The organism is Bacteroides salyersiae WAL 10018 = DSM 18765 = JCM 12988 (genome assembly GCF_000381365.1).
Classification (GTDB): domain Bacteria; phylum Bacteroidota; class Bacteroidia; order Bacteroidales; family Bacteroidaceae; genus Bacteroides; species Bacteroides salyersiae.
The window spans coordinates 2,489,499-2,502,434 of sequence record NZ_KB905466.1 but is presented as its reverse complement, the minus strand read 5'-3'; the positions used below and the strand labels follow the sequence as shown (position 1 = coordinate 2,502,434).

Below are 12,936 nucleotides of genomic sequence, written 5' to 3'. Positions count from 1 at the left end.
ATCCTAAAAATGAAGAAAATTATAACGATAGCATTTCTCTCTTTTTTATATTTCGTCTACGGATACGCCAGCAATCACAGCATGCATCCGTTAAAGCAAATCGACTATGTACTAAAACAGGTCAAGGCACAGCAAGAGCCCTATTATTCTGCCTATCAGCAATTGATTCACGATGCCGACTCCATCTTGAAAGTGTCGCACCATGCACTGGTAGATTTTGCCGTACCGGGATTCTATGATAAACCCGAGGAACACCGTGCCAACTCCCTGGCATTGCAGCGGGATGCATATGCCGCCTACTGTTCGGCATTGGCCTACACCCTATCCGGCCAACAGGAATATGGAGAAAAAGCCTGCTATTTCCTGAATGCATGGGCATCTACCAACGAGAAATATTCGGAACACGACGGAGTGTTGGTGATGACCTATTCCGGTTCAGCATTCCTGATGGCAGCGGAACTGATGGCAGATGATCCGCTTTGGAGCAATAAAGAAAAAAAGGATTTCCGGAAATGGGTGAAACGCATCTACCAGCACGCCGCCAATACCATCCGGGTTCATCAGAACAACTGGGCGGATTGGGGACGTTTCGGCTCGCTGCTGGCGGCTTCATTCCTAAATGAGAAAAAAGAAGTTGCGGAAAACGTGCGCCTGATAAAATCGGACTTATTCCATAAAATAGCAACAGACGGCAGCATGCCCGAAGAGACCCGGAGAGGCGGCAACGGCATATGGTACACCTATTTCTCACTGGCACCGATGACCGGAGCGTGCTGGCTAGTGTACAATCTCACCGGAGAGAATCTGTTCGCTCTGGAACAAGACGGAACCTCCATAAAAAAAGCGCTGGACTATATGGCCTACTATAATAAACATCCCAAAGAATGGAAATGGGACAAGAACCCGAATACCGGGAAAAATGAAGTCTGGCCCGAGAACCTTCTCGAAGCAATGGCAAACCTATACAATGACAACTCTTATGTGGAATATGTAAAAGGGAAGCGTCCAATCATTTACCGCAACCATCACTTCTGCTGGACATTCCCCACGCTGATGCCCACTTCTTTTGAAAATTATCAATAAAGATTATCTTACAACATGAAAAAGCTTTTTAAATTATTCGCATTCACATGCCTGGCAATGTCTGCCACGGCGCAAAACAAAACTCCGATCTATCTGGACGAAACAAAACCGATAGAGCAACGCGTGGAAGATGCACTTCAACGAATGACTCTGGAAGAAAAAATAAAATTGTGCCATGCACAATCTAAATTCAGTTCCCATGGCGTGCCCCGTCTCGGCATACCGGAACTTTGGATGACCGACGGACCACACGGTATCCGGGAAGAGGTGCTGTGGGATGAATGGAAAGGAGCTGCCTGGACCAGTGATTCCTGCATCGCTTTCCCTGCACTGACCTGCCTTGCCGCCACATGGGATCTTGATATGTCGGCCCTGTATGGCAAGTCGATAGGCGAAGAAGCCCGCTTCCGGGGGAAAGATGTTCTGCTGGGTCCGGGTGTCAACATATACCGCACACCACTCAACGGACGAAACTTTGAGTACATGGGAGAAGATCCTTATCTGGCCGCTAAAATGGTAGTGCCATACATCAAAGGGGTACAACAAAACGGGGTGGCCGCCTGTGTCAAGCATTTTGCATTGAACAATCAGGAAATGTATCGCGGACACATCAATGTGGAGGTCAGTGACCGCGCCCTGCACGAAATTTACCTGCCTGCTTTCAAAGCGGCCGTACTGGAAGGGGGAACATGGTCCATTATGGGGGCTTACAACCAATACAAAGGCCAACATTGCTGCCACAACCAGTATTTGCTGAACGATATACTGAAAAAAGACTGGAATTTCGACGGAACTGTGATTTCCGACTGGGGAGGTGTACACGACACTTACCAATCGGCCTATTACGGACTCGATCTGGAAATGGGAACATGGACAGACGGATTGAGCTGGGGAAAAACCAATGCCTACAACAACTACTACATGGCATTGCCGCTACTGGAAAAGATCAAAAACGGAGAAATCGAAGAAAACACCGTGAATGACAAAGTGCGCAGGCTGCTTCGCATGATGTTCCGGACAAGCATGAACACTCAAAAGCCATGGGGATCATTCGGCACGGAAGAACATGCACTGGCAGGACGCACCATTGCCGAAAACGGCATCGTGCTACTCAAGAACGAAAACGGATTGCTGCCTGTCGATCTTTCCCAAATAAAGAAAATAGCCGTTATCGGCGAAAATGCCACGAAAGTCATGACATTGGGAGGTGGCTCTTCTTCATTGAAAGTGAAATACGAAGTTTCTCCGCTCGAAGGGCTGAAGAAACGGGTAGGCAATGCCGTCGAACTGGTTTACGCTCCCGGATATGCAAGCCCGCTCACCGATAAGAGAGATCCCCGGTACATCGTTCTCGAAGGATACCGGCTTCCCGATGCGGAGAAACTAACGAAAGAGGCTCTTGAAGCTGCCAAAAATGCGGATATTGTACTGTTCTTCGGAGGTCTGAATAAGAACGAACACCAGGACAGCGAAGGCACGGACCGGCTCAACTATCATTTGCCTTACGGACAGGACGAACTGATAGCCCAACTCAGCAAAGTAAATAAGAACATAGCCGTTATTCTTATTTCGGGAAATGCAGTCGCAATGCCGTGGATCAAAGAGGTGCCGTCTGTTTTGGAAGCCTGGTTCAGCGGTACGGAATCCGGTAATGCCATTGCTTCCGTATTGGTTGGAGATGTTAACCCTTCCGGCAAGTTACCGATGACTTTCGCTGTCCGCCTGGAGGACTATCCGGCACATACCGTCGGAGAGTATCCCGGTGACAGCATCAACGTGAAATACAACGAAGGCATATTCGTAGGCTACCGTTGGACGGACAAACATAAAATCCGGAGCTTGTTCCCGTTCGGACACGGTTTAAGCTACACCACTTTCCAATATGGAAAAGCCCTTCTTTCATCCTCCGAAATGAACGAAAAGGAGATACTGACCGTTACTATCCCTATAAAAAACACCGGAAAAGTAAAAGGAAAAGAGATTGTGCAACTCTATATCGGTGATGAAAAAAGCTCATTGGAACGTCCTGTCAAAGAGTTGAAAGGGTTCCAAAAAATAGAACTGAATCCGGGCGAAGAAAAGGTGGTAGAGTTCAACATCACCTCCAATGACCTGAAATTCTACGATGAAGCCATACAGGACTGGAAAGCCGAACAAGGCAAATTCAATATCTTCATAGGCAGCTCATCTACTGACATACGCGCAAAAACCAAGTTTAATCTAAAATAAATGATACCAATCTGCTTATTTCATTGAATGAGACATTTATGACTAATTAAATATCAGTATTGAATCTTTTCATTAACTTTGTAGTCAAAATTTAACAATTCGGTTTTTAACAAAAAGTATGATGGTGAAGCTATTAATCCAAAGGTCCACTTTTGGTATAAAACTGAATCTATGAGTTAGCCGAGACAGATCTGTTTTTGGGGTATTCATGAAATACCTGCTGATAGAAAAAACTTGAAAAGGTAAAGGTCAAAGAAAGATATAAGACTACATGGTAAGCAAAGATATTGGCATGTATAGCACCTGTAAACATTTCTGTGTCCACAGGTGTCATGTTAATATACGTAAAGAATGTGTCCTAAAAAATGCAGAAAAAAATAATGATGATAGTGAAAGTATCATTGAATAATATAAGCAATAAAGGATATGGACGAAATAATAAATAATACCCAATATAGCGAGCTCGTTAATGCAGTTCAAGCGATTAAAGGGGCTATTTTGCAGAGCCAGCAACGGGCATTAGGTGTGATAAATCAAGAGCAATTGGCTCTTTATTATGGCATCGGACGATATGTTTCTGTAAACACTCGCAATAAAAATTGGGGTAAAGGGTTTATTGAAACTATCAGCGAGCAACTACGCAAAGAGTTACCAGGGCTGAGGGGCTTTTCAGCCCCAAGCTTACGAAAGATGCGCACCTTTTACGAAGAGTGGCGAATGCTTTCGGATAATCCATTCGTTGAAACGAACAAATTGGTAACTGACGAACAAAATTCGTTCGTTTCAACGAACGAATTACCCACAGTTCAGTTCAAGATAGATGCAGATTTTCCTATTACTGCTTTTATGAATATAGGTTTTACTCATCATTATACCATTGTCAGCAAAGTAAAAGATACTGAGAAACGTAAATTCTATATTCAATTTGCAGCTGATACAAAAGCAAAGGTTGGAGAGTTGGAACGAATGATAGACAGCGACTTGTATAGTCATCAGGGAGAGTTACCTAACAACTTTAAAAAGACTATCCCCGATCGGTTGGAAGCATATCGTGCAATCACAATGTTCAAAGATGAATATCTGCTTGATTTTATCAATGTAGAAGAATTATTCGTTCGCGAGAAAGATAGAGACGAACGGGTAATTGAACAGAGTATTATTCAGAACGTGAAAGAGTTTATTATGACATTCGGTAAGGACTTTACGTTTGTGGGGAATCAGTATCATTTAGAGAAATATGGCGTAGAGGAGTTCCCTGATTTACTCTTTTTCAATAGAGAGTTGGCGGCTCTCGTCTGTGTGGAATTGAAGGATGGATCATTCAAGACCAATTATCTTGGTCAGTTGGCAGCTTATCTGCGTATTCTTGACGATGAAGTTCGCAAACCTAATGAGAATCCGTCTATCGGAATCATTCTTTGTAAAAGTGCCAATAAGAAATTCGTGGAATATGTAATCCAAGATTATGATAAACCTATGGGCGTTGCGACATACAAAACCACAGCCGATATGGATGATCGACTTAAGAAACTGCTTCCACCTGTTGAGGAATTGGAAAAACTACTTTAAATTACTGCATATGCTATTTAAGAATTTACGATTAGACGATTGACGATGTACGATTGAAAATACAAGGATTCCAATTTACTCTTATATTCATGTTTATAATATATAGGAGTTACTTCAATCGTACATCATCAATCGTCTAATCGTAAATCTCTTTATTTCCCCCTCACTATCTTCTTTATGTCATTCAGCTTATTCAGCGCCTCGATCGGAGTAAGGTTATTCACGTCCAAATTCAGTATTTCATCCCGGATCTGACAAAGGATGGGATCATCCAGTTGGAAGAAGCTTAGCTGCATCCCTCCCCTGCTTTCACTCACTTCATTCAACGGTTTATTGGAGATGCCCTGCTGGCGGTTGTCCGATTCAAGCTGTTTCAGAATTTCGTTGGCACGCTTTACAATGCTTTTCGGCATACCCGCCATCTTGGCCACATGAATACCGAAAGAGTGCTCGCTACCCCCACGTTCGAGTTTGCGGAGAAAAATCACCTTATTATCGACCTCTTTCACCGATACATTGTAATTCTTGATCCGCTTGAAAGATTTCTCCATTTCATTCAGTTCATGATAATGCGTGGCAAAGAGTGTACGCGCTTTCGCCTTGGGATGTTCATGGATATACTCCACAATTGCCCACGCTATCGAAATACCGTCATACGTGGAAGTACCGCGCCCCAACTCATCGAACAGCACAAGACTTCTCGAAGAAACATTATTCAAAATATCTGCCGCTTCGTTCATCTCTACCATAAATGTAGACTCGCCCACCGAAATGTTATCACTGGCGCCCACGCGGGTAAATATCTTATCGACCAATCCGATACGGGCACTCTCGGCAGGAACAAACGAACCGATCTGAGCCAGCAAGGTGATCAATGCCGTCTGCCGCAACAACGCCGACTTACCCGCCATGTTGGGACCAGTAATGATGATAATCTGCTGCGTCGTACTGTCCAGCATTACATCGTTGGCAATGTATTTTTCACCGATGGGAAGCTGCTTCTCAATAACCGGGTGGCGTCCCTGACGAATGTCCAGCACATCATTATCTTCGATAACCGGGCGGATATAATTATTTTCACGGGCTATATTGGCAAACGACAACAAACAATCGACGCGGGCAATCTGATTGGCATTGATCTGAATGGCAGGAATAAATTCGCTCAATGCCTGTACCAATTCCGTATAAAGCCGTGTTTCAAGTACCAGAATCTTATCCTCCGCTCCGAGGATTTTCTCCTCGTATTCTTTCAGTTCTTGGGTGATATAGCGTTCTGCATTCACAAGTGTCTGTTTGCGGATCCATTCTTGCGGCACCTTGTCTTTGTGTACATTACGTACTTCTATATAGTAGCCGAACACACTGTTATAAGCAATCTTCAAACTCGGTATTCCAGTCTGTTCGCTTTCACGCTGCTGTATCTTCAAAAGAAAATCCTTACCCGAATAGGCTATCTGACGCAGTTCATCCAGTTCGGCATTTACCCCGTCCTTGATAACCCCACCTTTATTTATCAACAAAGGAGGATCGTTATTCACCTCTTTATCTATCCGGTCGCGGATGGAAATACAAAGATTCAACTGCTCTCCTATCCGGTTCAGGCTGGCATTATCCGCCTGCATGCAAGCCGCTTTTATAGGCTCGATCGCTTGCAGGGCAACCTTCAACTGCACTACCTCGCGAGGAGATACACGCCCCACCGCCACCTTGGAAATGATGCGTTCAAGATCGCCTATCAGATGCAGTTGTTCTTCGATCAGTTCCTTAAATTCCGGCTCGCGGAAAAAGTATTCCACTACGTTCAGACGGTCATTAATAGGCTTCTCGTCTTTCAGAGGAAACACCATCCAACGTTTCAGCATACGGGCACCCATCGGACTGATGGTTTTATCAATAACATTGAGCAGACTACTTCCACCGTCGTTCATGCTACCGATAAGCTCCAGGCTGCGCACGGTAAATTTATCCAAACGCACATATTTGTCCTCTTCAATACGCGACAATGCCGTGATGTGTCCGATTTGCGTATGCTGCGTCATATCCAGGTATTGCAGAATAGCCCCGGAAGCAATGATACCATTTTTAAGATGCTCTACTCCGAAACCTTTCAAATTCTTTGTTTCAAAGTGCTTCAACAGTTTCTCGCGTGAACTGGTCTCCGTAAAAGCCCAATCGTCCAGTTCGAAAGTAAAGAATTTGTTTCCGAAATTCCCTTCGAACATACCCCGTTTGCCACGTTCGAAAAGCACCTCTTTCGGACCAAAATTATTCAGCAATTTATCTACATAATCAAAAGGGCCTTCCGCCGTCAAAAATTCACCGGTAGAGATATCGAGAAAGGCGATGCCACAACCCGTTTTTCCGAAATGTACAGCTGCTAAAAAATTGTTTTCTTTATAATTGAGGACATTATCGTTGATGGAAACACCCGGAGTAACCAATTCGGTAATGCCGCGCTTCACCAGTTTCTTTGTCATCTTCGGATCTTCCAACTGATCACAGATAGCTACACGCTTGCCCGCACGTATCAGTTTAGGCAAATACGTATCCAATGCGTGATGAGGAAATCCGGCCATTTCAATAGTTTTGCCTTTTCCATTGGCACGCTTAGTCAGCGTGATGCCCAATATCTCCGCCGCAATAATCGCATCTGTCGAATAAGTCTCATAAAAGTCTCCGCACCGGAACAGCATCACCGCATCGGGATGTTTTGCTTTCAGGTCGAGAAACTGTTTCATCATGGGGGTCAGTTCGATATCGTTGTTCACAGGTATAGTCTCCTTTTTTCTTTTAATTCAATGATCCAGTGATTCAAAATTCAATGATTCAGTGCACAAAGATACTGATTTCCTGTAAATCTACCATCCCGGCGATGGCAAGATTTCTTCAAAGTATTCTATAGTAAAAAAGTCTTTAAAGACCTTTCCTAAGTATTAATAACCTACGTATTGTTCTTAAAACATGTTATTAAACACATGTTTTTATTTGGATTATTTGCAGATATCCGTAAAAGCAGTACCTTTGCAATGTGTTTTTCATAGTATTAGATTTAAGGTTAACAAAGGTTGGAGCAAGGCGTTGCTCCTTTTTTTATGCCCATACGTTACTTTTTCATTTCCACTAAATCCGCTTAGAGTCAGATTTCCTTTATTCCGCTTACCTTTCCAGTCTGTTTCTTTTTTATTACAAAGAGATAATAATCCCACTTTTCGGCCCACTACGATTGTTACATATTATAAATATTCAATTTATTTCTCGTAGAGTTTCGTTCGGTTTCTCTACGAGTTTAGACCCGTTCCTCTACGAGTTTCGCTTCAATCCTCGTAGAGAAAACAGTCACCAGTATAGCGCACTCATATTCAACGTTTTACAAAGGCTTACAATTGTTATTTATTTTCAATACAAGAAATACAATTTATTCATTTATCTGTAATTTGAAATCATCCGAAAAAATTACAAATAGTAATATTCTTCTTTATCCTGATTATCTCTGATTTGCAATCATATCGTACTCCCTAACGCAAAAGAAAAGAAGAGGAATCATTATTAACGTAAAGATAACATCACGATAACATACTATGATCCGGAGCCACCCTATCTTTGCAACATCGAAAGAAACAAGAATCGAATATAAACCATAAAAACAAGAGCCATATGAAAACTTTAGTAGTATCAGTAGTAATCGCAATGACATCCGTATTCAATGCATTCAGTAACGGAAATCTTACCCAGTTTGCTTATAACACCACTACAGACGGAGAAAAAGTAGAAAGTCAGACCGTATATACAGTGAAAAACGGAAAGTATCTCCAACAACATCTGAAGTACAACTATACCTATGACGATAAAGGAAACGTATCACAGAAAGAGGTTCTGAAATGGAATGAGATCACAAAAGTTTTCGAAAAGCAATATTGCCTGAATATTACGTACAATGCGCAGGAAACAAGCATCGAATACACCGCATGGGATAACAAAACAGGGGCATACTCCGATTCCAGAGCCAAAGCCGTGTATCAGACTACGAATGCCGGACAAGGCTTTAATTATCTGAGCTACGAATGGAACAAGAAAGAAAATAACTGGAATTTAGCAAAAGAACACGCCATCCTTTATGGAGACAACGCCCTGATGGCCGACAAATAAATAAATTCTCTCTCTATAAAAACTCTAACAAAAAATACGGCTGCGAAAGGTTTGCCCCTCGCAGCCGTATTACATATGTACCCGTTTCGTATTCTCTTATTTCGCACTTGCCAGAAGACGGACCATACCATCGTTGTTCAAATCATAAGTGCTCTTTTCCATATTCTTATCGAAAGAATTGCTCTTTGTATTCCAGAGAGCATAATTCATTTCTACGGCATCGGAATGATAGGATACGTCAAGTTTGAAATAAGGAGTCCAGCATGCTTTTACACTGTCCCACTTGGCAGCTTCCTTACAGACCACCCGGTTCTCGGAATCATAAGTATACGTGTAGCGGAGGTGGCGGAACAGATGACCGTCTTCATTACGATAGATCGTTTTAGCTACCAACTGCTCACCGTTCATCTCATCATTCTTCACATAATTGGTGGGATTACCTGCATTTGCACTCATTACACTTGCCATTACCACTGCTACCATTACCACTGCTTTGAAAAATACATTTGTCTTCATAATCGTTATTTTTTTATTGTTATTATTTCCTCCGACTATCGGCGGAGGGTTTTATCAACCGCCTTCGCTTTTATATAGTCAAGAGCTGTGCCAAAATCATAAACAACTGATTATCAGCAAATATTTATTTTAAGAATACGTTCGTTTCCGGACAGATGTCCGTACAGAAACGAACAATGGAGCTAAAATATGCCGCGTTAACGTAAAAATAACGTTGAGATAACATTTAAACCTCTCATTTACTTTTCTTGCCCTATAAGCATTTTCAGATCATGAATGAAGCAAAGTACTCTTATAATTCTTATCAAGTATTAATTGAAGAATACACTTTCTTAAACGATGTTATAAAACATACTTTTTTACTTGGATAATTTGCAGATTTCGCTAATGTCCGTATCTTTGCAATGTGTTTTTCATAGTATTAGATTTAAGGTTAACAAAGGTTGGAGCAAGGCGTTGCTCCTTTTTTTATATCCATACCCCAGTTATTCCTTTTTTTCTATACAGATATATGAGCAATAAAAATGCCTGAAAAGTCGCTTTTACGCTTCTCTTCAGGCATCCAAATCAAAAATATAGAATAGTCTGTTTAGTTATTCATTAAACCAATCAATCTTTTTAGAGAAATACATTACGGCTGCCAATATGACAAACAGTCCCAAACTACCGGCAAGCAGAGCAAAAGTTTCCAACTGAATAAGAATGAATATATAGATATACAACACACTCAACAACCCCGACATGATAAAGGCCGGCTTCTTTTTCCGGATAATGCCTAACATATAGCCACCCACCAAACCAATGGTCAGTAATGCCGAAACCAGATAAGCGATATTGAACCCTACATGTTCGGACAAAGAAAGCAATAGACTATAAAACAGGCACAGCGCTAACCCCACCAATAAGTATTGTAATGCATGAATGCGTGTCTTTTCCATTATTTCCGTAAAAAAGATTACTGTAAACGTCAGCAATATAATAAGAATAGCATATTTAGCAGTGCGTGTAGACTGCTGATACTGTTCCACGGGTACTTTCAGATTAACTCCGAAATTAGAATCATCAATATCCCGTGCACTCGTATTCCGATAATCCACTATCACCTGCGAATAATTCCGGTTCAGATTTAAAACCTGCCATTGTGCCGAGAAATCATTTTCAGTAACATTCCGATTATCCGGCAAATAATTACCGGTAAAACTCGGCGTACCCCAATTGGCTTTCAGATTCACTTTAGTCGTTTTCCCAAGCGGACTAAAATTAATGGATTGCGAACCTTTCAATTTAATTTTCATCTCATACGGAAGCTTCTTATTCTCTTTCAAAGCAGTAAGATCGGCAACGGCATGTACTCCTGTACCTTTTATTCCCCGTCCGTCCATCCCGGGTTCAAACATATAGACCGAATCATTCAACATGATGCTGATTTGCTCGTTGATTCCCCTCATATCCGTCAAGTTAAAACAGATAGCAGCTCTATCAAACCTCATCGCGTCCAGATCCACTCCGCTTTTCTTAAGCTCCTCCAGACTGAATGAGCCTTTAAAAACCAGTTCCGACTGATAAACGTTTACCTCATAAATACCCCGTTTTAAAATCTCCGTACGCAACTGTCCGTCTATAAACAATTCATCAGGAAACAGCAGTACATTACCGATACTTACCTTCTGTTTTCCATTATCCACCGACACCACAGGATATTGCAAATTGATATAAGGACCTGTTATGGTCTGTGCAAGACTCCATTTCTGGCTAACTTCTTCGATGGCATCCACTTGTGTCCGTCCGCGCTCCCTGATCATATCCTCAATCATCACCATCGGTATCAACAGCAGCAGTACCAATACGGCAATAACCACCACCTTGATTGTTTTAGAGAAACGATGAAAACATCCTGCCGGCTTCTCCATTCCGTTTAAATTCTCATTCAAATTGTCCATAGTAGAATAGTGTTTAGTAAATTAATTAAGTCTGGTTTAGTTTTCTATATAGTTTACCTTCTCAAAGTGAAAGAAAATGTATTAAGTAGATTTTAACAGGCTCTCCAATGCCGCGATATGCTCTTTAAAAGCTGTTCTCCCTTGAGGTGTCGCCCGGAAAGAAGTTTTTGTCTTTCGCCCTACAAAAGTTTTCGAGCAGATAATATAGCCGAGTTCCTCCAAAGCGCGGGTATGACTCGCCAAATTACCATCCGTCAGTGAAAGCAGTTCTTTGAGCATATTGAAGTCAGCCTCATCATTCACCATCAAGACCGCCATAACCCCCAACCGCACCTTGCTTTCAAAAGCTTTATTTATATTTTGGAATCCTTCTAACATCAATCATCTGCTCCTTTCATACTGCAAATAAAACAATATACCATACAACAGATGAAAGCCTCCGAATCCGATGGTCCAGAACATCAGTGCGTGTCCCTCAAAGAAACAATCTATCACACCCAAAACAAGAAATGCATATCCTAACCATGCCACATTGGAATAAGTAAACTTGGATACATTCACCAGAGACAATCCGTAAAACAACAGCATCACTGAAGAAATCACCCCATAATTCCCGTGCAAAAGCAAGGCTATACAGAACAATCCACCCACAAGTAACGGAAGCGAAAAGTTCCAGGCAGTCCGGTATGTCAATCGACTGAATAACTTTGTCCCGGTCTTCTTCGCTTTATATACGGAAAGCACACAAGCCGTAATAACCGAGGCCATCAGTATCAGCGAAGCCACAACAACCATCTCCGCCAAAGAAGCCTCTGAATTGAAAACCCAGCCCACTACATAAGCGCCAACAAATGAATATACACCTGCCATTACAGCTGTTATTCCACTGAGAGATACAAACTTGGAGGACTTCTCCATCAACTCCTTTATCTCATTAACCGATTCTAATGCCTTATTCTTATCCATATAAAAAGTACTTTGCGCCACAAAGTAAAATAGAAATAATGAAAGGACAAAGGAAATAACAGAAAAAATACATAAAACACAAAAATACAATTGTACCTGAATGATTCATGATCAGTAATCAAGTAGTAAGTAGTCAAGTAGATAAGTAGTAAGTAGATAAGTAGTAAGTAGATAAGTAGTAAGTAGAAATGACTTGTCTGATGCATTTTCCTTAACTACTTGACTACTTACTACTTGACTACTGATCTACATACTACTGATCATGAATCATTCAGGTTTTATTATCAAATGATAAAAACCTCCCGATAATTCTTACCAAGTATTAACAAGAGAATATCTTTTCTTAAACGATGTTATAAAACATACTTTTTTGCTTGGATAATTTGCAGATTTCGCTAATGTCCGTATCTTTGCAACGTGTTTTTCATAGTATTAGATTTAAGGTTAACAAAGGTTGGAGCAAGGCGTTGCTCCTTTTTTTATGCCC

Annotated in this window: 9 protein-coding genes; 4 read left to right on the top strand and 5 right to left on the bottom strand. The window is 41.6% G+C overall.

Annotated features, from left to right (window positions below; all coding sequences use genetic code 11):
* Window positions 1-9 precede the first annotated feature (9 nt).
* The 3 genes from HMPREF1532_RS21320 (at window position 10) to HMPREF1532_RS09290 (ending at window position 4,881) form a co-directional block, all read left to right on the top strand.
* Window positions 10-1,083, top strand: a complete 1,074-nt coding sequence (locus HMPREF1532_RS21320; protein ID WP_005928158.1) for an alginate lyase family protein — start codon at window positions 10-12, stop codon at window positions 1,081-1,083.
* A gap of 15 nt (window positions 1,084-1,098) precedes the next feature.
* Window positions 1,099-3,312: a glycoside hydrolase family 3 C-terminal domain-containing protein gene (locus tag HMPREF1532_RS09295; protein ID WP_005928156.1), complete on the top strand. Its 2,214-nt coding sequence runs from the start codon at window positions 1,099-1,101 to the stop codon at window positions 3,310-3,312.
* A 426-nt stretch (window positions 3,313-3,738) separates the two neighbouring features.
* Window positions 3,739-4,881 (top strand): PDDEXK nuclease domain-containing protein, encoded by a 1,143-nt coding sequence (locus tag HMPREF1532_RS09290; RefSeq protein ID WP_005928150.1) that lies wholly within the window; start codon window positions 3,739-3,741, stop codon window positions 4,879-4,881.
* A 152-nt stretch (window positions 4,882-5,033) separates the two neighbouring features.
* Here the strand turns inward: HMPREF1532_RS09290 and mutS are convergent, their stop codons facing one another.
* Window positions 5,034-7,649, bottom strand: coding sequence for a DNA mismatch repair protein MutS (gene mutS / locus HMPREF1532_RS09285; protein WP_005928146.1), 2,616 nt, complete (start codon window positions 7,647-7,649; stop codon window positions 5,034-5,036).
* Between the two features lie 862 nt (window positions 7,650-8,511).
* Here mutS and HMPREF1532_RS09280 point away from each other — a divergent pair.
* On the top strand, window positions 8,512-9,027 hold the full coding sequence (locus HMPREF1532_RS09280; protein WP_373133355.1) for a DUF3836 domain-containing protein: 516 nt from the start codon (window positions 8,512-8,514) through the stop codon (window positions 9,025-9,027).
* A 96-nt stretch (window positions 9,028-9,123) separates the two neighbouring features.
* Here the strand turns inward: HMPREF1532_RS09280 and HMPREF1532_RS09275 are convergent, their stop codons facing one another.
* The 4 genes from HMPREF1532_RS09275 to HMPREF1532_RS09260 form a co-directional block, all read right to left on the bottom strand.
* On the bottom strand, window positions 9,124-9,543 hold the full coding sequence (locus HMPREF1532_RS09275) for a DUF3836 domain-containing protein (protein WP_005928141.1): 420 nt from the start codon (window positions 9,541-9,543) through the stop codon (window positions 9,124-9,126).
* Between the two features lie 593 nt (window positions 9,544-10,136).
* On the bottom strand, window positions 10,137-11,483 hold the full coding sequence (gene creD / locus HMPREF1532_RS09270; protein WP_005928138.1) for a cell envelope integrity protein CreD: 1,347 nt from the start codon (window positions 11,481-11,483) through the stop codon (window positions 10,137-10,139).
* Between the two features lie 81 nt (window positions 11,484-11,564).
* Entirely contained in the window at window positions 11,565-11,861 is a 297-nt protein-coding gene (locus HMPREF1532_RS09265; protein WP_005928132.1) for a winged helix-turn-helix domain-containing protein, read from the bottom strand.
* A 3-nt stretch (window positions 11,862-11,864) separates the two neighbouring features.
* A complete protein-coding gene (locus HMPREF1532_RS09260; protein WP_005928128.1) occupies window positions 11,865-12,449 on the bottom strand; it encodes a hypothetical protein in 585 nt (194 codons plus the stop codon).
* Window positions 12,450-12,936 lie beyond the last annotated feature (487 nt).

Coding starts and splice junctions, on each gene's coding strand:
- HMPREF1532_RS21320 (WP_005928158.1), top strand. CDS start 10: ATGAAGAAAATTATAACGATAGCATTTCTCTCTTTTTTATATTTCGTC.
- creD (WP_005928138.1), bottom strand. CDS start 11,483: ATGGACAATTTGAATGAGAATTTAAACGGAATGGAGAAGCCGGCAGGA.
- HMPREF1532_RS09290 (WP_005928150.1), top strand. CDS start 3,739: ATGGACGAAATAATAAATAATACCCAATATAGCGAGCTCGTTAATGCA.
- HMPREF1532_RS09265 (WP_005928132.1), bottom strand. CDS start 11,861: ATGTTAGAAGGATTCCAAAATATAAATAAAGCTTTTGAAAGCAAGGTG.
- HMPREF1532_RS09275 (WP_005928141.1), bottom strand. CDS start 9,543: ATGAAGACAAATGTATTTTTCAAAGCAGTGGTAATGGTAGCAGTGGTA.
- HMPREF1532_RS09260 (WP_005928128.1), bottom strand. CDS start 12,449: ATGGATAAGAATAAGGCATTAGAATCGGTTAATGAGATAAAGGAGTTG.
- HMPREF1532_RS09295 (WP_005928156.1), top strand. CDS start 1,099: ATGAAAAAGCTTTTTAAATTATTCGCATTCACATGCCTGGCAATGTCT.